Origin of the sequence: Vibrio sp. LB10LO1, assembly GCF_010092875.1 — a bacterium.
Taxonomy (GTDB): Bacteria; Pseudomonadota; Gammaproteobacteria; order Enterobacterales; family Vibrionaceae; genus Vibrio; species Vibrio campbellii.
Window position 1 is genome coordinate 1 of sequence record NZ_JAADJW010000030.1, and the last position, 21,095, is coordinate 21,095.

Sequence of the window (21,095 nt, forward strand, 5' to 3'; positions counted from 1 at the left end):
AGGACGGGTAGAGCTTCAATAAAGGTGCTTTGGGAAGGATGGTTTAAACTACAAACCATCCTTGAAGGCTACGAGCTCGCAATGTCTCTTGAGCACTAGACTTGTGATCAAGAGACAGCCGCTCGCGGAGGCTTTTTTATTGACGAAAAGCAAAACTCTGTTCGAAATTTCGCCTCTCTTTTTCAAACTCGTACTTGCCTCTAAGTACCTAAAAGCGCAATCAATTATTCTGCGTCGAGGGATGATTATAAAAGGGGCTGCCAATGCCAAAGATGAGTGCGGACACTCTGGTCAAGTTACTGGTGTGTTTTTTGATTCCACTCGGTGTCTTAATGATGCCGATAGATGCCATTCCAATTGACGATCTCACTCTAATTCAACATCGCCTTCTGGCTATTTTCCTTCTTGCGGCACTACTTTGGGTTTTAGAACCAGTTCCCGTATTCGCTACTTCGATTCTTATCATCGCACTTGAATTGATCATGATATCGGACAAAGGCTTACATCTATTTCGTAATCCACCAGCGGGGCATGATTTGGGTGAGTTAATTGCTTACACCGATATTTTCTCTGCCTTCTCCTCTCCCATCATTATCCTTTTCATGGGCGGCTTCGCTCTCGCCATTGCTGCCTCTAAATACGAGCTTGATAACAACCTTGCTCGTGTGCTGCTCAAGCCGTTTGGCACTCAACCTAAGTTCATCATGTTAGGCTTAATGCTGATCACCGCCGTGTTCTCGATGTTTATGTCGAACACTGCAACGACCGTTATGATGCTGGCACTCCTTGGTCCCATTGTTGCTTCAGCACCAAAAGGAGACTTGGGGATCAAAGCGCTGGTTTTGTGTATTCCTATTGCAGCTAATACGGGTGGTATCGCAACGCCAATCGGTACCCCGCCTAACGCGATTGCCTTGCAATATTTAACCGGAGAAAACAGCATCGATTTCCTATCTTGGATGATGATGGGCTTGCCTTTTGTCTTAGTGCAACTGACGCTGGCTTGGTTCTTATTGCAAAAGCTCTTCCCTTCTAGCGAACCAGAAATGAAGCTGCGCTTGGATGGTAAATTTAAGAAAAGCTGGCGCGCGATCGTGGTTTACGTCACCTTCGCCATGACCATCCTGCTGTGGATGACAACCAAAGTGCACGGCATGAATACCTATGTCGTCGCTATTATTCCACTTGCGGTCTTCACCTTGACGGGCATCATGGGCAAAGAAGAGCTCAAGCTTATCAACTGGGATGTGTTATGGCTGGTAGCCGGTGGTATCGCCATTGGTATTGCACTAGATAAAACTGGCTTGGCAGAAGCCCTCGCTCACGCAATAGATTATGAGTCCCTGTCTCCATTTGCGGTCGTCGTCGCCCTATCGATCGTGTGTTGGCTGATGGCCAACTTTATGTCCAACACTGCTACCGCGAACTTGTTGATGCCAATTGCAGCAGCGATTGGGGCTTCTATGCCGAGTCTGGTTGCTATCGGTGGCCTACAAGGTTTGTTGGTTGTGGTCGCCTTCTCAGCATCGCTCGGTATGATTTTGCCAGTCTCTACGCCACCTAACTCACTCGCTTACTCAACAGGCTTGATTGAAAGCAAAGACATGGCAAAAGTTGGGTTGATTATCGGTTTGGTTGGTTTGTTCATTGTCTATGGCGCTGTGATTATCTTGTTCTAACACGCTAGCTTCGGGGTGGTTGACGCCGCCCCAGGCAATCCCTCTTTTACCCCTTGCTACTCACGATACGTTTTAAGAAATTCACCTCTATTTCATAAACTTAAAAACCACCCACATAATCAACATATTGAATAAGAATCACACTATTTACCTCAAGTTACATAAGAAAATGTCGATAAATTCACTACAGCCTTTCATGTAACTATCAGTGCTTGAATCGTCTCATACCCTTTGGAGTCACAACTCGTGACGTTGATCTTTTTGTCTATTTTATGAAGGTAAGACAATGAGAAATACCATCAAATTAAAAATACAGATTGCGATTGCAGTCATTATCGCCATTGTTAGTGGCGTTCAGGCTTGGGTTTCCGTCAATCAACTACGCGAAGAAACCACTTCTACCCTTAATCGAGAAATTCAAAACATCTCTCAATCGACCAACCGCTACATCAGTGACTGGCTTGCGATTCGTAGCGATATGATGCTCGCGAATGAAAACATCATCGCTGGCAGTGACGATGCCGATCGCGAGATGCTACTGACAAAGCGAGCCGGTAAGTTTCTATCGGTTTATGCTGGCTTCTCTGATGGATCAATTGCCTACGGTGATAAATCTGAATCTTGGCCTTCTGACTACGATCCTCGCACTCGCCCTTGGTACCAAGATGCGATGGCGAAATCTGGTTTGATCATCACAGAGCCATACCAAGATTTCGATGGCAGCATTGTTGTTAGCTTTGCTAAGGCATTCAATCAAGGTAAGAAAGGTGTGCTTGCCGCTGACTTAGCGGTAACTGACATCATCAAAGAAGTCCTTAATATTCAGCTTGATAATGACGGTTTCGCATTCCTAGTTGATGGCAACAATAACTTGGTAGCTTACAAAGATGAAAAGCTTAGCCAAAAACCGCTGACAGAACTCAATCCAGCCTTAACTCATAGTACGATGATGACACTTGCAGGCGAAGCAAGGCTAGACACGATTCAATGGCCCAGCCAAGGCGATAAGCTGATTTACGTAGCTAAAGTGCCGAACACCGATTGGTCTTTAGGTATTGTGCAAGACAAACAAATGGCATTTGCGTCTGTCTCTGAGCAAGTGACATTTACGGCTATTGCTTCTATCGTGCTGTACCTGATTATTGCGGCAATCAGTACTTACATCATCACTCGCTTGCTACAACCTCTCCAAACGCTGTCTGATGCGCTTTCAGAGCTATCACAGGGCGAAGGCGATCTTACGCAACGCATCAAGATCGAGCGCATGGATGAAATTGGCGAACTCGCAACCCACGTGAACCAGTTCCTTGCACAAATGCAGACCATGTTAAAAAGCATTGTCGAGAACAGTGAACAGCTTTCAGAACAAGCGAATCAAGCAAATGAGCTATCTGCGATGGCTGCGGGTCGTGTTGAACATCAACAAAATGACGTCAACCAAATTGCTACTGCTATTCATGAGATGTCAGCAACCGCTGCTGAGGTAGCAAGCCACGCAGAGCTAACAGCGAGCGCTTCACAAAACTCCGCATCTGCTTGTATGGAAGGGCAAAACGTCATCCAGAAAAACCGTGAAGCGATTGTTGAACTGGCTGAACAAGTCAGTGATGCTGCCAGCGTGATTTCAGAGCTAGAAGCCAACACGCAAAGCATCAACCAAATCCTATCGACTATCCAAGGCATTGCCGAGCAAACCAACTTGTTAGCACTTAATGCTGCAATTGAAGCGGCTCGTGCTGGTGAGCAAGGTCGCGGCTTTGCCGTGGTTGCCGATGAAGTACGCGTACTTAGCCAGCGCACTCATGGCTCGACGGAAGAAATCCGTACCATGATCGAAACGTTGCAAAACAACACCAAGCTGGCAGTCAATAGCATGCAAACCAGCACCAGTTTAGCGGATACCAGCGTGGACTACGCTCAGCAAGCACACGACAGCTTAACCAGCATTACCAACTCGATCACTGAGATCAACGACATGGCGATGCAAATCGCAAGCGCTGCAGAAGAGCAACGCGCGGTAAGTGAAGATATCAGCCGCAACACACAAGGCATTAAAGACGACGCCGACATGATTGCCGAACAATCGCTTAAAGGCAGTGAAGGCGCACGCCAGATGTACGATACCGCCAATACCATGCGTGAGAACATCAGTCGTTTTAAAGTATAACCCTCCCTATCAAAAGCAGCTCAACGAGCTGCTTTTTTATTAGCGGTAAGATGCTCTTTTACATCTCTATAAATTGATGCATATTAAAGCCCTTCCCCTGCTCTACAAGGATGTCTCGCAATCATGGGTTATGAATGGTTGGCGTTGTGTGCCGCTTTCCTATGGGCTGTTTCTAGCTTAATTTCTGTTGTTCCCGCTCAGCATCTTGGTGCGTTTGCCTATAGCCGTTGGCGTATGGGTTGTACCGCAGTAATCCTCTCCACAATGGCGTGGATAACGGGTGGCTGGTTCAGTGTATCGGCAGAACACATTACGCCGATGATGGCGTCCGGTTTGATTGGTATCTTTATTGGCGATACCGCGTTATTCGCTTGTTTGAACCGCATGGGGCCACGCCAAGCAGGCTTGTTGTTTTCTTGTCATGCCGTCTTCTCTGCCATTCTGGGTTACTTCCTGTTTAGCGAAAGCATGACGGGTATGGAGCTGATTGGAGCCGCCTTGGTCTTCAGCGGTGTAGTGATGGCAATTTTCTATGGTCGACGCGGGCAAACCAGCAACGCGCTAGAAGAGATCAAAGGCAACGTTTGGATTGGCGTCGGGCTCGGTTTAACTGCCGCAATGTGTCAAGCTCTGGGCGGCATCATTGCTAAACCAGTCATGCAAACCAGTGTCGATCCGGTTGCCGCTTCTGCAATTCGTATGATCAGTGCTTTCGTCGCACACTGCGTACTCTGGGTGATTGGCGTTAAAGTTGCGCGTGCAACGCAAACCATCACTTGGAAAGTATTTAGCATCACCGCATTAAACGGCTTTTTAGCGATGGCGATTGGTATGACGTTGATTCTGTACGCGCTGCGTGAAGGTAACGTCGGGATGGTGGCTCTGCTTTCTTCAACAACGCCGATCATGTTGCTACCATTGTTGTGGGTTTACACCAAGAAACGTCCGAATCGATTCGCTTGGTTTGGCGCTGCTCTGGCGGTCATAGGCACTGGCATCCTAGTACAATAGCTCAGGTTCAATTGGAGTCTGTTGACCATAGTCACCCGCCGCCTTACTAAACACAGAATCGCAGACATAAAAAAGCCCGAGTCGAGCTCGGGCTTTTATCATTCTGAATCGTCAGTTAATTACTTAACTAGGACTTCACCAGACATTTCTGCAGGGATTTCTAGACCTGCTAGAGAAAGCATTGTTGGAGCAAGGTCAGACAGTTTACCGCCTTCTTTGAACTCAACCGCTTTGTCACCTACGTAGATTAGAGGTACTGGTAGGTTAGTGTGAGCAGTGTGGATGCCGCCAGTTTCTGGGTCGATCATCATCTCTGCGTTACCGTGGTCCGCAGTAATTAGCATTTGACCGCCAACTTCTTTGATTGCTTCAACCACTTTACCAACGCTTTCGTCTAGTGCTTCGATAGCTTGCTCAGCCGCTTCGTAAACGCCAGTGTGACCAACCATATCTGCGTTCGGGTAGTTACAGATGATAGTATCGAATTTACCAGATTTGATAGCCGTAACCATCTTCTCTGTTAGCTCTGGAGAGCTCATTTCTGGCTGCATGTCGTAAGTTGCTACTTTTGGAGAAGCAACAAGTTGACGCTCTTCGCCTTCGAATTCGTTCTCAATACCACCGTTGAAGAAGAACGTTACGTGCGCGTATTTCTCTGTTTCAGAGATACGTAGCTGAGTTTGACCTTGTTTAGATAGCCACTCACCGTAAGTGTTTTCTAGAGACGCAGGTGGGAATGCGATAGCTAGAGGGATGTCAGCTGCGTATTGAGTCAGCATAACGAAGTTGATTGCTGGGAATACAGCGCGCTCGAAGCCGTCAAATGCAGGAACGAATGCACGAGTGATTTGACGTGCACGGTCAGCACGGTAGTTCATGAAGATAACTGCGTCGCCATCTTGCATGATTGCGTCTTCTTGACCTTCCGCTTTGATAGCCGTTGCTTTAACGAACTCATCGTTTTCTTCACGAGCGTAAGCCGCTTCTAGACCTGCAACTGCCGTTTCTGCTGTGAACTCAGCTTTAGCTTGAGTTAGAAGATCGTAAGCAACTTGAACGCGATCCCAGTTGTTGTCACGATCCATTGCGTAGTAACGACCTACTAGAGAAGCAACACGACCTTTACCTAGTTTCGCAAATAGGTCTTGGAAACGTTGTAGTGAGTTTTCAGCACTACGTGGTGGCGTGTCACGGCCGTCTAGGAAGCAGTGTAGGTAAATTTTCTCAGCGCCACGAGCTGCCGCCATTTCAACCGCTGCGTAGATGTGATCTTCGTGAGAGTGAACACCACCTGGAGACATTAGGCCCATGATGTGTACTGCTTTCTCAGCTTTTACTGCAGAGTCGATAGCTTCTACTAGTGCTGCTGTTTCAGCGAATTCACCGTCAGCGATAGACTTAGTGATACGAGTTAGATCTTGGTATACAACGCGACCTGCACCGATGTTGGTGTGACCAACTTCTGAGTTACCCATTTGACCATCAGGTAGACCAACGTCCATACCTGAAGCAGAGATTAGAGTGTTAGGGTTATTCGCAATCAGTGCATCCATTACTGGTGTTTTAGCATTTGCAATTGCGTTACTTGCTGTGTCTTCACGGTAACCGTAACCGTCAAGGATAACTAGAGCCAATGGCTTCTTAGCAGACATAGTGATGACCTCATCAAATTTAAGTAACTTTCGGTGTAGAGCTTCGCTGCTCCATCTAACCTTGAAACAAAACTAGCGTAATTTTACTACACTTTTTAACCAAAACTGTAGGTTAAGATCAAATAATGTTTGCGATTTATTGTTGCTATCTTACAAGTTAGCAAGCAATCCGACCTAGTCAGCAAACGTGTTCCACAAGCATAGTCACTTTCAAGATGCTTTGTACGACCACCGAAATACTTTGGTGAAAAACTTTTTGTTGTCATTCATTGTGCGCTTTTTCGACCAGAAGTGAAGTCAATTACGCCAATTAAATTGATAGGAGGAAGCGATAATAAGGTTGCAGGAATGCACAGCTCGCACGAGGCTCACCGGAAGCGCTTAGATCTCAATTATTCGTTAGAAAATTTTAACCCTCTCGCCTAAGGCGACTATCCCCGCTATACTCCTGCTTTATTTTTCCGTCAACATTGCAAGAGCTCAAGACATGCAAGAGTACATTGATTTTTTCCAACAGAACATGATTCTATCTTTGGTTTGGGTAGGTCTTCTTGTCGCATTTATCATGAACCTCGTGAAATCCGCGACAGCTGCATACAAAGAGATTAACGTAAACCAATTGACTCACCTTATGAACCGTGAAAACGGCGTTGTGGTGGATATCCGCTCTAAGGATGAGTTCAAACAAGGTCATATCACCGACGCACTTCACATTTTGCCGTCTGATATCAAAGCAGGTAACTTTGGTAGCCTTGAAAACCGTAAATCAGACCCAATCATTGTGGTATGCAAAACGGGTCAAACCGCTCAAGAAAGTGCAAACCTACTAGCGAAAGCCGGCTTCGAAAACGTAAGCCTACTGAAAAACGGTTTGATTGCATGGAACGAAGCGAACCTTCCACTAGTACGTGGTAAGAAATAAGGTCGCGGTAAAACAATTTTGCCAGCCTCGTTTATATAAACTGAGCAAATAGAAAGCAGTTGAAGCACTAAGTTGTGATGCTTTGCACGTAATACGCGCTTCATCTAGTCAAGGTAGATTTGCTCAGTTAGTCTCAGGACAAACCATATTTCTGGGTTTAGAGAATCCTAGACCCAACAAATGTTTATTAAGGATTTAAAAATGGCTGAAGCAGCACCACAAGACGCACAACAAAACTTTGCAATTCAACGCATCTTCCTAAAAGACGTTTCTTTCGAAGCGCCTAACTCTCCAGTAATGTTCCAAAAAGAGTGGAACCCAGACGTTAAACTAGACCTAGACACTCAAAGCCGTGAGCTTGGTGAAGGGGTTTACGAAGTTGTTCTACGTCTAACCGTTACTGTTAAGAACGAAGAAGAAACTGCGTTCCTATGTGAAGTTCAACAAGGTGGTATCTTCACTGCTGAGAAAATGGAAGCAGGTCAACTTGCACATTGCCTAGGCGCATTCTGCCCGAACATCCTATTCCCATACGCTCGTGAAACTATCTCAAGCCTAGTAGTTAAAGGTACGTTCCCTCAACTGAACCTAGCGCCAGTTAACTTCGACGCACTATTCATGAACTACCTACAACAGCAAGCTCAACAAGGCGAAGCTGAAGCGTAATTCACGTTTTGTAAGTGGCGTGTTGCCCTTCATAAAGAATGAGCACACGTCATATACCTGAAGAAAATGCACAAAGCGTCCTCTCTGCGATGCAATGTGCATTTTTTATTTCTGATAAAAGTTCCTAGTTCCTAACCCCTTGAGAGCGTAAACTCTAGCGATTATGGACTAGATTCTACTAGTAGAAAGACAATTAGGCGGTAGCATGACACAAGCAAATACCAACAATGCTTACGGTAAAGACATCGCAATGACGGTGATCGGTGCTGGCTCATACGGCACTTCTTTGGCAATTTCCCTTGCTCGTAACGGCGCGAACGTCATCCTATGGGGTCACGAGCCAGAGCACATGGCACGCCTTGAAGCAGATCGTGCCAACCACGAATTCCTACCTGGTATTGATTTCCCAGAAAGCTTGATTATTGAGTCGGATTTAGAAAAAGCCGTTCAAGCAAGCCGTGACTTGTTAGTTGTGGTTCCTAGCCACGTTTTTGGTATCGTCCTCAACAGCTGTAAGCCTTTCCTACGTGAAGATTCTCGTATCTGTTGGGCAACCAAAGGCCTTGAGCCAGAAACGGGTCGTCTACTAAAAGAAGTGGCGTTCGACATCATTGGCGACAGCTATTCGCTAGCGGTACTGTCTGGACCTACGTTTGCTAAAGAATTAGCGATGGGCATGCCTACCGCAATTTCAGTGGCTTCTCCAGATTCAGCTTTTGTTGCCGACCTACAAGAGAAAATCCACTGCAGCAAAACCTTCCGTGTTTACGCAAACAACGACTTTATCGGCATGCAACTTGGTGGTGCTGTGAAGAACGTTATCGCGATTGGCGCGGGTATGTCTGATGGTATTGGTTTTGGTGCCAATGCTCGCACGGCGCTGATTACGCGAGGTTTGGCAGAGATGAGTCGTCTTGGTGCAGCACTTGGCGCACAACCTGAAACCTTTATGGGCATGGCAGGCTTGGGCGATCTCGTCTTAACTTGTACCGATAACCAATCGCGTAACCGTCGTTTTGGTTTGGCACTAGGCCAAGGTAAAGACGTCGACACAGCACAAGAAGAAATCGGTCAGGTGGTCGAAGGCTACCGCAACACCAAGGAAGTTTGGATGCTATCTCAGCGCATGGGCGTAGAGATGCCAATTGTTGACCAAATTTATCAAGTATTGTATCAAGGAAAAGATGCACGCCTGGCAGCGCAAGATTTACTTGCTCGTGACAAAAAAGCCGAAGGAAAGTAGCAATCTACCGCCCTTTGCACCTCATCTGAGAAGAATAGAAGTTGTCGGGTCACGGAAGAACCACTCAGGATATTGAGAATGAAACACTGCGAAAAACAAAAAGTCTGGGACAAGATCGTTTCAGAAGCCCGTGAAATGTCAGAGCAAGAGCCGATGCTGGCGAGCTTTTATCATGCAACCATCATCAAGCATGACAGCTTGTGTGCCGCATTGAGCTACATTCTGGCCAACAAATTGAACACCGCCTCCATGCCAGCAATGGCAGTACGTGAAGTGGTAGAAGAAGCCTTTGCCGCTGATCCAACGATTACGGACGGCGCCGCTTGTGACATTTGTGCCACGGTGAATCGCGACCCAGCTGTTTCAATGTACTCAATGCCGTTATTGTACCTAAAGGGCTACCATGCCCTGCAAGGCTACCGAGTGGCTAACTGGTTGTGGAAGCAAGGCCGTCACGCTCTTGCGACTTACCTACAAAACCAGATTTCTGTTGCATGTCAGGTTGATATTCACCCTGCAGCGCGCATTGGTAGTGGTATCATGCTAGACCATGCAACCGGCATTGTGATTGGTGAAACGGCCGTTGTCGAAAACGACGTGTCTATTCTGCAAGATGTCACCCTTGGTGGTACCGGCAAAGAATGCGGTGACCGTCACCCGAAAATTCGCGAAGGCGTAATGATCGGCGCAGGTGCAAAGATTCTTGGCAATATCGAAGTGGGCGAAGGCGCAAAAATTGGCTCCTGCTCCGTGGTATTGCAAGCAGTGCCGCCACACACAACCGTGGCTGGTGTGCCTGCAAAAATTGTTGGTCGTCCGAAAACGGACAAACCTTCTCTCGATATGGATCAAGGCTTTAATGGCAAATCGCAAAGCTTTATCCACGGGGATGGTATTTAATCGTCATCTGATCCTTTGACAATAATGTGGTAGGTAACTCTCAAGTGCGAAAACAAAATCACCCAGTGCTACGCTCGGCTATTTTATTAACTTGTGCTTTATCTGCCACATATCCCCTCACCTCTTCTGCTGCCAGCCAGCAAGAGCTCAAAGGCGTATCTAGCGAAATCAATCGCCAGAAAAAATCGCTGACTTCTCAAGAAAAGCAACTTAACGATCTGCAAAAGTCGCTGAAAAACCAAGAACTTGGTATCTCTAAATTAGAACGCGAGATCAAACAGACCAAAACCGACTTGGCGCAAGCCGATCAAAACATCAATAAGTTGGAAGAGAAGATTGCTCTGCAAGAAGCTCAGCGTCAGGCGCAAGAAGAAGAGCTGAAGCAGTTGCTGCAAACCTACTATGTGACCGAGCGAGCCAAGGCCAATGGGCACCTTCTTAATGAAGGCGTAGAGGAAGACCGCATCAGCCAGTACTTCCAGCACCTCGCTAAAGCGCGAGCAAAAGTCATTGATGCGATCACCCAAACGACCCAAGAGTTGGCACACAACAAGAATCAGCTTGAGCTAGAGAAAGCACAAATTGAAACCTTGCTTAAGCAGCAATCGGAAAAGCGCTCATCTTTGGCAAGCACACAGTCGCAACGTAAAGGTACGCTGAACAAGATTCAAAAGAGCATCAAAGACGACAAGCGTTACCTAGCCGAATTACAACGCAACGAAACCCGTCTAAAAGCAGAGATTGCCAAAGCCGCGAAACGTAACGCAGTACCAATGGATGGTATCGCGAAACAGCGCGGCAAACTGCCATGGCCACTGAAAGGCCGCGTGCTGCATAACTTCGGCACCAAACAAACCGGTCAAGTTAACTGGAAAGGAATGGTGCTGTCCGCCAGCTACGGTCAACAAGTTAAAGCGGTGTACCCAGGCACTGTCGTTTTCGCCGAATACTTACGTGGCTATGGCTTAGTGGTACTGCTCGACCACGGCAAAGGCGACATGACACTTTACGGCTACAACCAAGCGTTAACTAAGAAAGAAGGCGATAAGGTGACTGCGGGTGAAGTGATTGCCCTAGCGGGTGATACCGGAGGTCAAGACCGTGCCTCACTCTACTTCGAGATTCGCCGTAACAGTGAAGCGCAGAACCCGAAATCTTGGTTAAAGCGTTTATAGCAGCCGTTTATCATCGCGGCGCTAAGCAGTGCCATAACGAAACCCAAAAACAAAGGAGCCACTCGGCTCCTTTATCGTATTCGCATTCAGAACAATGCTAGGCGTAGTAAGTCTCTACTGCGTCAATGAAAGCACTGACATCGTCTTTGCTTAGTGCATTGATGCCCGCGGCAGCTTCTCGACCACCGCCCGTTGGAAACTGCCCACACACCGCCACGGCCCCTTGCTTGTTATTCAGCGGGGCACGAAGAGAAACGGTGTAAGTACCATCGGCATTTTCCGTTAACACCGCATGTGCAGAGTCTGGATTTTGGTTTGCAAGCCAGTTGCCATAAACACCACTGATTCGGCGTGATGCCGCATTGTTTGGCAATTCAAACAACTTAAGCTTAGCGCTTTCATGAGTCGCAGGGACGGCGAGTGCCGCATCCATATCTTGCTGATAAGCCGATTGCAATTGGTAGTAAGGTGAGGCTTTATCTGCAATCGCATCGAATGGTGAAACGTATTGCTTTAACGCTTGGTACAAATCCGCCGGGTGGAAATGAAGGTCATCGACTTTAGAACCGTAACCGTTGTAGTTAATCAGTGTACCAAGTTCTTTTAACTGCGCTTTTTGCTCTGCGCTGAGTCCAGCTTTATCTGCCAGCGCATCGGCTTTAGTAATCAAGTTATCGCCATAAGCCGCAGTGATCGCCCAAGTATGGAATCGCCCTGCCAGCAACTGATCGACAATCAAAGCGGTACACATGTTGGCATCAAGGTCGATGTGCGCGTCCAAATTCCCGTGTTGAGGAATCTTACCCGCTTTATGATGATCGGCGTAAAAAACATGCGCGCCTTGAGCCAAAGCTTGCTCCAGACCTACCATGTTCTTTTCCATTGAAATGTCCAACACTGTTAGCTCATCGCCCGCTTGCACTTCCACTTTTTCCACCAGCTTGATATCGCGCTTTACGCCCGTCACCAATTCAGCGCCAATAGGGTCCGCCAAACGCAATTGCAGCAATGCGATGATGCCGTCGGCATCGCCATTAAAAATGTCGTAGTTCATTGAACGATAGTTCCTTTATCGAGAGTCATACCCCAACGGATGCTTTTAGGGTGCATGAATCCTATTGTGCGAAATGAACACAGCAAGTCAACTCAAGGAAGGAGCTGAAAATGAGAGCTGCGCTCTAAACTTTAAGCGTAGAGCCATACTCTCATTTTCTAGATTTAATAAGGAGGGAAAATAGTATTAACTGTGCAGTCGGCTCACCGCTTCTTCAAGCAGTAGCAATTGCTCCATACCCTGCTCGGTCGCCACTGGCTTAACGACGTTAAGCATTTGCAGCATGCCTTGTTTCACCATTTGCTCGGTGATTTGAGTCTTTGGTGACATCGCCGATTGGTAAGCTAACCAACTACACGCGATAAGATGCAGTGTACAAACCAGTGATTTTAGCTGCTCTTGATCAACACTCAACAGCTTCAAAGACACAAACTCTTGCATGATCGCAATGAGGTTGGCTTGCAACTTCTCTTGAACATCAATGTATTCATCATGTAGTTGCTCGTCTCGAGAAAGGATTTCTGGGAGGTTCGCGTAGAAAAAACGGTACTTCCACATCAAAGTGAAGATCGAGTCGAGGTAGCTTTTTAGCATGGTCAGGCTCTCTTGAGAACCTTGAATTGGGGTAAAGCGTTCTAGCAATTCCGCAGAGTAAAGCGCGAAGATCTCACGCACAATCTCTTGCTTATTGCGGAAGTGGTAGTAAAGGTTGCCTGGGCTAATTTCAATATGGTCAGCAATGTGATTGGTTGTGATATTGCGCTCACCATGTTGGTTGAACAGCTCCAGTGCGGCATAGACGATTTTGTCGCGCGTTTTCATGGTTATCGTATTCCCTCTTCATTATCGAATCGAGTATAGCGACTTCACCAACCTAGGTCGATAGAGGCTCCAAATACGGTAACATAGCAGACCAGTTAGAATGCCAATCGAGTTCGCAATCAAGTCGTGCCAAGATGTTTGGCGCCCCACATAACCTTGTAAAACTTCAATCACAGCACTGAATAACAAAATACTCAGTGCCACAATCCAACGCTGACGCCAATTTGCGACACAGAAGCCTGCCCAGAAACCAAAACCACTGTATGCCATCGCATGCTGCATCTTGTCCAAGTAAGCAATGTTACCCCAATCTTGCAACTCTCCTGAACTCAAAGACAAGTACGCTATTAATGTCGCGTAGCTAAGCAATACTAAACGGGCAGCGGTCAGGTTCATCGTCAATCCTTAAGCAATAGGGAATGGGAAAGCGGTCACTTGATCGATATGGTCACAACCCAATGCCAACATGATCAGGCGATCAACGCCGAGCGCCACGCCTGCGCACTCTGGTAAGCCCGCCTCTAATGCGCCGATCAAGTGGTAATCAATCGGCTGTGGCTTCAAGCCCATTTCCAGACGCTTAGCATTATCTTGTTCAAAACGCGCCAATTGCTCTTTCGGGTTATCCAGCTCGTGGAAGCCGTTCGCCAACTCAATACCTTTGAAGTACACCTCAAAGCGATCCGCCACTCGGTTGTCTTGCGGGTTGATCTTGGCCAGCGCCGCCTGCGATGCAGGGAAGTCATAAACAAATGCTGGCACTTGCTGACCAATCTTGGCTTCGACACCAATGCTGAACAGCAGTTGCAGCAAGGTATCGCGATCCTCTTCAGGCTCGGCAATGTCACTTAGCCCTAGCTTAGCCGCGACCACTTTTAGCTCTTGCATCGAGCCTTCTAATGGGCACACGCCTAGCACATCAATAAAAGCTTGCTGGTAAGTCGTACGTTCTGCCGCGCCACACTTCAGCACCAGTTGCAGCAGGTCGTCCATCTCGTCCATCAGCTTGTGGTGATCAAAGCCGATGCGGTACCACTCCAGCATAGTGAACTCGGGGTTGTGATGACGACCATTCTCTTCGTTACGAAACGCTTTGTTGATTTGGTAGATACAGCCGCTGCCCGCTGCTAGCAAGCGCTTCATATGGAATTCAGGGCTGGTCATAAAGAACAGTTTGCTGCCGTCGGCATAACCCGGTCCAACAAACTCTGTTTGGAAGGTATGCAAATGAATGTCGGTCACCGTGGCGTGGCTCATGGCTGGCGTGTCAACTTCCATCACCTGTCGCTCGGCAAAGAATTGACGAATAGCGGTGATCAACGCAGCACGTTGACGAAGTTGTTCCATAGAAGCGGTAGGTTGCCAGGTCGTTTGCATAACAAGAGTCTCAATACATTGGTGAGCGAGGAAAATAGCAATTTTGGCACGCTTTGCCTAGTTCATCGATAGGGGATTCCTCTTAATTTCATCCGTCTAAATACGAATAAAACTCGATTAAAACTGAAGCAAGCATTTCACGTTCCACAGTACAAAAAACACTCACAATTAATCCTATTATCAATGAGGGTAATGTCGTGCAACACCTATGTAACATTGAGCGAGTTTACGTTTATCCCTCAACCGTTTCGTGCCGTGATAGCAGTCACATAACCTAGAATTTCTATGCTCTTGTGTGCATTACCGGAGAAAAAACCCAAATACATCAATTTTTCTGCCATAAGGCTCCCCTACACTAACCCTACTACTTTTGAGGGATTGCCTTAAAACCCTTCCCTCACACTCACAATAACAAGCGGATTTCCGCAATCACACACTGGAGGATAACTGTGCAAATTATCACCACAGATATCGCAGTCATCGGCGCAGGCGGCGCTGGTCTTCGTACTGCTATTGCAGCGGCTGAAGCAAACCCGGACTTAGAAGTAGCACTTATTTCTAAAGTTTACCCAATGCGCTCCCACACGGTTGCTGCAGAAGGTGGCTCAGCAGCAGTTATCAAGGATGAAGATAGCTTAGACAACCACTTCAACGACACTGTTGGCGGTGGTGACTGGCTATGTGAACAGGACGTTGTTGAATACTTTGTAGAGAACGCGACTCGCGAAATGATCCAAATGGAGCAATGGGGTTGCCCATGGAGTCGTAAAGAGAACGGTGAAGTCAACGTACGCCGCTTTGGTGGTATGAAGGTTGAACGTACTTGGTTCGCTGCAGATAAAACTGGCTTCCACATGCTTCACACGCTATTCCAGACGTCGATGAAGTACGACAACATCAAGCGCTTTGATGAGTACTTTGTTGTCGACTTGCTTGTTGATGAAGGTGAAGTACAAGGTCTGATTGCAATCCATATGTCTGAAGGTGAACTGGTTACGATTAAGGCGAAGTCTGTCGTACTAGCAACGGGTGGCGCAGGTCGCGTTTACCACTGTAACACCAACGGCGGTATCGTAACGGGCGATGGCATGGCGATGGCTTACCGTCACGGCGTTCCTCTACGTGATATGGAATTCGTTCAGTACCACCCAACAGGTCTTCCTGGCACTGGTATCCTGATGACTGAAGGTTGTCGTGGTGAAGGCGGTATCATCGTCAACAAAGACGGCTACCGTTACCTACAAGACTACGGTATGGGTCCTGAGACTCCAGTGGGTCAACCTAAGAACAAATACATGGAACTGGGTCCTCGTGACAAAGTTTCTCAAGCTTTCTGGCACGAACAACAGAAAGGCAACACCATCAAACACCCTCTTGGTGATGTGGTGCACCTAGACCTTCGCCACCTAGGTGAAGAGTATCTACAAGAGCGTCTACCATTCATTTGTGAGCTAGCGAAAGCTTACGTGAACGTTGACCCAGCAAAAGAGCCAATTCCAATTCGTCCAACGGTTCACTACACCATGGGTGGTATTGAAACCAACGGCGAATGTGAAACTCGCATTAAAGGTCTATTCGCGGTTGGCGAATGTGCGTCTGTTGGTCTTCACGGTGCAAACCGTCTAGGTTCTAACTCGCTGGCTGAGTTCGTGGTATTTGGTCGCGTTGCGGGTGAACAAGCGGTGAAACGTGCTGCAGAATTCAAAGGCTGGAACGAAGAGTCTATCGCGACTCAGGTGAAAGCAGTTGAAGACCGCATTGCCGCTCTAATGAACCAAGAAGGTGATGAAAACTGGGCAGATATCCGTACTGAAATGGGTCACACCATGGAAGCAGGTTGTGGTATCTACCGCCAAGAAGACTTGATGCAAGCAACCATCGAGAAAATCACTGAGCTGAAAGAGCGTTACAAGAAAATCAGCATCAAAGACAAAGGCAAAGTGTTCAACACTGACCTTCTTTACGCTATTGAAGTGGGCTACGGTCTAGAAGTCGCAGAAGCGATGGTTCACTCTGCAATCCTGCGTAAAGAATCTCGTGGTGCGCACCAACGTCTAGACGATGGTTGTACAGAGCGTGATGACGTGAACTTCCTGAAACACTCGCTTGCTTTCTTCAAAGAAGATGCAGCACCAAGTATCGACTACAGCAACGTGACGATTACTAAGTCACAGCCTAAAGCACGTCTATACGGTGAAGCAGCAGAGAAAGCAGCAGCAGCTGAAAAAGCCGCTGAAGCAGAAGCAAAGAAGGCAGAGGAGCAAGCATAATGTCATCAAACCGCATTCAAAAAGTCGACATTCTGCGTTACGACCCAGAGAAGGACGCAGAACCATATACTCAAACGTTCGAAGTACCTTTTGATGAAACCATGTCTGTGCTTGATGCGCTTGGTTACATCAAAGATCACCTAGACAAAGATCTGTCTTACCGCTGGTCTTGTCGTATGGCGATCTGTGGTTCTTGCGGCATTATGGTAAACAACGTGCCTAAGCTAGCTTGTAAGAGCTTCCTACGTGATTACCCGAATGGCGTGACTATCGAGCCACTAGCAAACTTCCCAATCGAGAAAGACTTGATCGTTGATATGACGCCGTTTATCGAGCGCCTAGAAGCTATCAAACCCTACATCATTGGTAACGACCGCAAACCAGAAGACGGCACAAACCTGCAAACGCCTGAGCAAATGGCGAAATACAAGCAGTTTGCTGGCTGTATCAACTGTGGTCTTTGCTACGCAGCGTGTCCTCAGTTCGGTTTGAACCCTGAGTTCATTGGCCCTGCAGCACTGACTCTGGCACACCGTTACAACCTAGACAGCCGTGACAACGGTAAAGATGAGCGCATGAAGCTGATCAATGGTGAAAACGGCGCTTGGGGTTGTACATTCGTAGGTTACTGTTCTGAAGTTTGTCCGAAGAGCGTAGATCCTGCAGCGGCAGTAAACCAAGGCAAAGTAGAGTCTTCTATGGACTTCGTAATTGCTATGTTGAAACCTGATGGTTCACCGAAAAAAGTGGAGGCATAAGGATGAGCAACCGTAAACCTTACGTTCGTGAAGTAAAACGCACTTGGTGGAAGAACCATCCTTTCTACCGCTTCTACATGCTACGTGAAGCAACTGTGCTTCCTCTTATCCTGTTCACTATCTTCCTGACTTTCGGTCTAGGTTCACTAGTGAAAGGCCCAGAAGCTTGGCAAGGTTGGTTGGAGTTCATGGCAAACCCTATCGTGGTAGCGATCAACATCGTTGCACTACTAGGTAGCCTATTCCACGCACAAACTTTCTTCAGCATGATGCCACAAGTTATGCCGATTCGTCTGAAAGGCAAACCAGTGGATAAGAAAATCATCGTTCTGACTCAGTGGGCAGCAGTTGCGTTCATCTCACTGATCGTTCTCATCGTGATGTAAGGAGCTTGAGTAATGAAACCGAATTATAGTGTTAATACAGCACCGAAACGTTCTGATGAGCCAATCTGGTGGGGTCTATTTGGTGCCGGTGGTACTTGGTTCGCAATGATCACGCCAATCACGGTACTCGTACTCGGCATCCTAGTTCCACTAGGTGTGATTGATGTAGAAGCAATGAGCTACGAGCGCGTGTCTGAATTCGCAACTAGCATCATTGGCGCACTGTTCATCATCGGTACGCTAGCGTTGCCAATGTGGCATGCAATGCACCGTGTACACCACGGCATGCACGACCTTAAATTCCACACAGGTGTGGTAGGTAAGATCGCATGTTACGCATTTGCAGGTCTTATCTCTGCACTGGCTGTTGTCTTTATCTTCATGATTTAAGACGCTGACGGAAAATGAAAAAAGCTGGCATCTCGCCAGCTTTTTTATTGCCTGTTATTTGTGTTTATCGTGAGCGCTATTCGTTTCAGACACTATTCAATAAAGGTCGCGATTTCATCCAGTGACTTTTTGTGCATTGCATGTTCTGGAATGGTTGCGTCTTCTTCCGGATAACCGGTCACAATCAACATATATGGACGATCGACATCGTTGTCTCGCCCACAAATCTTACTCAAGAAGCTCATCGGCTTTGGCGTGTGTGTCAACGTACCCAAACCTGCATTGTGCAGTGCTTGAAGTAAAAAGCCTGTGGCAATCCCGACTGACTCGTGCACGTAATAGTTAGTTTGTTCCCCATCGTTACTCATGCCGCCCTTCTTCTGCGAAAACACCGCAATCAACCACGGTGCTTTTTCTAGATAAGGCTTACTGGCATTGGTACCGAGTGGCTTCAGTGCATCTAACCATTCTTGCCCTGCTCTCCCTTCATAGAAAGAACGCTCTAGTTCTTCAGCGGCTTGGCGGATCTGCCCTTTCACTTCCGCACAGTTAATCGCAACAAAATGCCAAGGCTGATGGTTTGCCCCACTCGGAGCTGTACCTGCTGCTCGAATGCAATGCTCAATCACTTCTTTCGCCACTGGACGATCAGAGAAGCTACGAATGGAATGACGGCGTTGAAGTTGCTCAAGATTATGTACAGCTCTTGCTGCCATTTCTTGTGGTGGGTATTCAACAAAATCATTGAGTGGGTGATGTTGTTCTTGATTCGACATAGTGCTTCCTTGCGCTTGTTGGGTGTCGATTTACTATAGCCACAAATTTCACCCTCGCCTTTTTATCTTCATAAAATCAATGTGATATTGAGATAAAGCGCAAATATTCAGCAATAAATAACCAACAAAAAAGAGAGGCCGATAACACGTATCAGCCTCTGCATTACTCTGATTTGTACAGTTGTCAGAGCTTTTGGTCACCCATGATCTTTTTGCTTTTTTAGCTTTTGACCATCCATGATCTTATTGCTGTGTGACCTTCTTGGTTTGGTCCATTAAGCCCAATGCGCCAAAGCCAGTAATGACATCAAGGTTGGTTTTAAGACCTGTTTCTTCACCACCACCGATGTAGTTTTGTGGCATCTGCACTTGGAAGTTTTGCAGGTTGTTGTACAGCGAGTTCGCCACGTCTCGATTCAACTCTGCCAAGTACACTTCTCGGTTTGCACCCAGTGCCGCATACTTCGCTTTCAAGACTTCCGCTTCTGCGCGGCCTTTTTCAAGAATCGCTTTTGCTTCAAACTCCGCAGACAAAGCATTGGCTTTTTGAATCGCTAGGTTCGCTTCTGCTACCGCTAGCTCTTTCTCTTTTTCCACCTCAGCCAATCGCTTGGTTTTCTCAACCTCGACGATTTCACGCTCTGCGATCTGACGTGCAACTTCGACTTCTTTTTGCTGTGCGATGATCGCGAGCTCTTTACTGCGCTGAGCATCTTGTACTTCACGGGTACGTTGAATCTCTTTACGTAGCTGCTCAGTCTCTGCTTGTGCTTTCGACGTCTCTTGCTCCTGAATCGCACGAATACGATCGGCAACTAGACGCTTCTTATCTGCCAACAACTGATCAAGCTGCTTCTCTGGCTGCGGGTCACCGATGGTCACCTGCGTCACTTGAATACCGTATTGCTGTAGCGGGTTATCCTGTCGGATTGGTTGCCCCGTTCCATCCACAACCGGAACCGTTTTCCACACCAATTGGTTAGTACGTTGCAGTTGGTTCGCGTTCGACTGATTCGCACCCACCGGAGCTAGGTCTAGCTCTTCCACTTCGACCTGACGACGCTCAGTCAGATAAATACCTTCACGCAGTTGGTCACCCAATTTGGATTTGAACTGGTTCAAACCACCTTGGAAGAACTCTTCACCCGTGTACTGGGTTGCGGTAATCACCGTCACATTACGCGCGTTCTTCACAAGCAGTGCATCGATAAGGTTGCTGTTGTTACGGAACTCTTTGTGCATCTTCTTAACCGCTTCAGGATCATTGCTGAGCTTAAAGCGGAATGTCACTGGGATCTGACCAATGTAGGTATCAGCAAAGCGAACCTGCACCGCATCAAGACGTTGATAAAAATCCTCGCCCTTACTGTTACCAAATGACACGGTGATCACTTGGTCATACTTGGTGATTTTGGACAAAAACGGCATACGAAAATGAATGCCCGGCTCCGTGAATACGTCCAATTCACCGGTGATGTTGTTCTGATGCACATAGCTGTAACCCGCATCGGTCATCAGCACTGAGCTATTAATCGTTAAGCCGATTGCCAGCAGCGGAATACCAAATACGGCTGCTTTCAATCCTTTATGTAGTAACTGACGTCTCTCTTCCACTTTTAAACCTCGTCCTAAGCCTCTGCTTTCCATTTTGTTCTCCTTTTGGATTGTCATTGAGTTAAATCGATAAAAATCAAATTGCTATGCAACTCGCTGACAACGAGGACTAATGTATCAAATTGTGACATTAAGAAATAATCGAAAGATTCATGGAATTAATAAGATTTTTACGAATAATACAAAATCGCCAATAATTTGCGGCAGGTATCGATTTTTGACGGCAGGGATGA

Annotated in this window: 19 protein-coding genes; 12 read left to right on the top strand and 7 right to left on the bottom strand. The window is 47.1% G+C overall.

The window, feature by feature from the left end; all coding sequences use genetic code 11:
• Positions 1 to 263 precede the first annotated feature (263 nt).
• The 3 genes from GXP65_RS18690 to GXP65_RS18700 all read left to right on the top strand — a co-directional run bounded on the left by GXP65_RS18690 (position 264) and on the right by GXP65_RS18700 (position 4,857).
• Positions 264 to 1,679, top strand: coding sequence for an SLC13 family permease (locus GXP65_RS18690; protein ID WP_005425060.1), 1,416 nt, complete (start codon positions 264 to 266; stop codon positions 1,677 to 1,679).
• Between the two features lie 286 nt (positions 1,680 to 1,965).
• The gene (locus GXP65_RS18695) at positions 1,966 to 3,846 is read left to right on the top strand and encodes a methyl-accepting chemotaxis protein (RefSeq protein WP_162093466.1); all 1,881 of its coding nucleotides are present in this window, start codon (positions 1,966 to 1,968) and stop codon (positions 3,844 to 3,846) included.
• A 123-nt stretch (positions 3,847 to 3,969) separates the two neighbouring features.
• A complete protein-coding gene (locus GXP65_RS18700) occupies positions 3,970 to 4,857 on the top strand; it encodes a DMT family transporter (RefSeq protein WP_162093467.1) in 888 nt (295 codons plus the stop codon).
• A 119-nt stretch (positions 4,858 to 4,976) separates the two neighbouring features.
• Here GXP65_RS18700 and gpmM read toward each other — a convergent pair whose 3' ends face one another.
• Positions 4,977 to 6,509: a 2,3-bisphosphoglycerate-independent phosphoglycerate mutase gene (gene gpmM / locus GXP65_RS18705; RefSeq protein WP_162093468.1), complete on the bottom strand. Its 1,533-nt coding sequence runs from the start codon at positions 6,507 to 6,509 to the stop codon at positions 4,977 to 4,979.
• Positions 6,510 to 6,996: 487 nt separating this feature from the next.
• On the opposite strand from gpmM, the gene GXP65_RS18710 reads away from it, so the two are divergent.
• The 5 genes from GXP65_RS18710 (at position 6,997) to GXP65_RS18730 (ending at position 11,415) form a co-directional block, all read left to right on the top strand.
• Positions 6,997 to 7,431, top strand: coding sequence for a rhodanese-like domain-containing protein (locus GXP65_RS18710; RefSeq protein WP_005425033.1), 435 nt, complete (start codon positions 6,997 to 6,999; stop codon positions 7,429 to 7,431).
• Positions 7,432 to 7,632: 201 nt separating this feature from the next.
• The gene (gene secB / locus GXP65_RS18715) at positions 7,633 to 8,097 is read left to right on the top strand and encodes a protein-export chaperone SecB (protein WP_005425051.1); all 465 of its coding nucleotides are present in this window, start codon (positions 7,633 to 7,635) and stop codon (positions 8,095 to 8,097) included.
• 205 nt (positions 8,098 to 8,302) lie between these two features.
• Entirely contained in the window at positions 8,303 to 9,340 is a 1,038-nt protein-coding gene (gene gpsA / locus GXP65_RS18720) for an NAD(P)H-dependent glycerol-3-phosphate dehydrogenase (RefSeq protein WP_005425056.1), read from the top strand.
• Between the two features lie 78 nt (positions 9,341 to 9,418).
• Positions 9,419 to 10,240: a serine O-acetyltransferase gene (cysE, locus tag GXP65_RS18725; protein ID WP_005425016.1), complete on the top strand. Its 822-nt coding sequence runs from the start codon at positions 9,419 to 9,421 to the stop codon at positions 10,238 to 10,240.
• 26 nt (positions 10,241 to 10,266) lie between these two features.
• A complete protein-coding gene (locus GXP65_RS18730; RefSeq protein WP_012126490.1) occupies positions 10,267 to 11,415 on the top strand; it encodes a murein hydrolase activator EnvC in 1,149 nt (382 codons plus the stop codon).
• Between the two features lie 97 nt (positions 11,416 to 11,512).
• On the opposite strand, the gene GXP65_RS18735 is transcribed toward GXP65_RS18730, so the two are convergent.
• The 4 genes from GXP65_RS18735 to epmA all read right to left on the bottom strand — a co-directional run bounded on the left by GXP65_RS18735 (position 11,513) and on the right by epmA (position 14,668).
• The gene (locus tag GXP65_RS18735) at positions 11,513 to 12,469 is read right to left on the bottom strand and encodes a DHH family phosphoesterase (protein ID WP_162093469.1); all 957 of its coding nucleotides are present in this window, start codon (positions 12,467 to 12,469) and stop codon (positions 11,513 to 11,515) included.
• Between the two features lie 186 nt (positions 12,470 to 12,655).
• Positions 12,656 to 13,291 (bottom strand): TetR/AcrR family transcriptional regulator, encoded by a 636-nt coding sequence (locus GXP65_RS18740; RefSeq protein WP_005425015.1) that lies wholly within the window; start codon positions 13,289 to 13,291, stop codon positions 12,656 to 12,658.
• Between the two features lie 21 nt (positions 13,292 to 13,312).
• Entirely contained in the window at positions 13,313 to 13,687 is a 375-nt protein-coding gene (locus GXP65_RS18745; protein ID WP_162093470.1) for a VanZ family protein, read from the bottom strand.
• A gap of 9 nt (positions 13,688 to 13,696) precedes the next feature.
• Positions 13,697 to 14,668: an elongation factor P--(R)-beta-lysine ligase gene (gene epmA, locus GXP65_RS18750; RefSeq protein ID WP_162093471.1), complete on the bottom strand. Its 972-nt coding sequence runs from the start codon at positions 14,666 to 14,668 to the stop codon at positions 13,697 to 13,699.
• A 449-nt stretch (positions 14,669 to 15,117) separates the two neighbouring features.
• Between epmA and frdA the strand changes: the two genes are divergently transcribed.
• From frdA to frdD, 4 genes are read left to right on the top strand one after another with little or no spacing between them, the layout of a single operon-like run.
• Complete coding sequence (frdA, locus tag GXP65_RS18755; RefSeq protein ID WP_005448312.1) at positions 15,118 to 16,938, top strand: fumarate reductase (quinol) flavoprotein subunit; 1,821 nt, start codon at positions 15,118 to 15,120, stop codon at positions 16,936 to 16,938.
• Complete coding sequence (locus GXP65_RS18760) at positions 16,938 to 17,696, top strand: succinate dehydrogenase/fumarate reductase iron-sulfur subunit (RefSeq protein WP_005425032.1); 759 nt, start codon at positions 16,938 to 16,940, stop codon at positions 17,694 to 17,696. Before frdA ends, GXP65_RS18760 begins: the two co-directional genes overlap by 1 nt.
• Before the next feature lie 2 nt (positions 17,697 to 17,698).
• Positions 17,699 to 18,082 (top strand): fumarate reductase subunit FrdC, encoded by a 384-nt coding sequence (gene frdC, locus GXP65_RS18765; RefSeq protein WP_005425044.1) that lies wholly within the window; start codon positions 17,699 to 17,701, stop codon positions 18,080 to 18,082.
• Between the two features lie 12 nt (positions 18,083 to 18,094).
• The gene (gene frdD / locus GXP65_RS18770) at positions 18,095 to 18,472 is read left to right on the top strand and encodes a fumarate reductase subunit FrdD (RefSeq protein ID WP_162093472.1); all 378 of its coding nucleotides are present in this window, start codon (positions 18,095 to 18,097) and stop codon (positions 18,470 to 18,472) included.
• A gap of 92 nt (positions 18,473 to 18,564) precedes the next feature.
• Here the strand turns inward: frdD and GXP65_RS18775 are convergent, their stop codons facing one another.
• Both GXP65_RS18775 and GXP65_RS18780 read right to left on the bottom strand, forming a co-directional pair.
• The gene (locus tag GXP65_RS18775) at positions 18,565 to 19,248 is read right to left on the bottom strand and encodes a nitroreductase family protein (protein WP_005425037.1); all 684 of its coding nucleotides are present in this window, start codon (positions 19,246 to 19,248) and stop codon (positions 18,565 to 18,567) included.
• A gap of 243 nt (positions 19,249 to 19,491) precedes the next feature.
• The gene (locus tag GXP65_RS18780) at positions 19,492 to 20,895 is read right to left on the bottom strand and encodes an SPFH domain-containing protein (RefSeq protein ID WP_005425046.1); all 1,404 of its coding nucleotides are present in this window, start codon (positions 20,893 to 20,895) and stop codon (positions 19,492 to 19,494) included.
• Between the last annotated feature and the right edge of the window lie 200 nt (positions 20,896 to 21,095).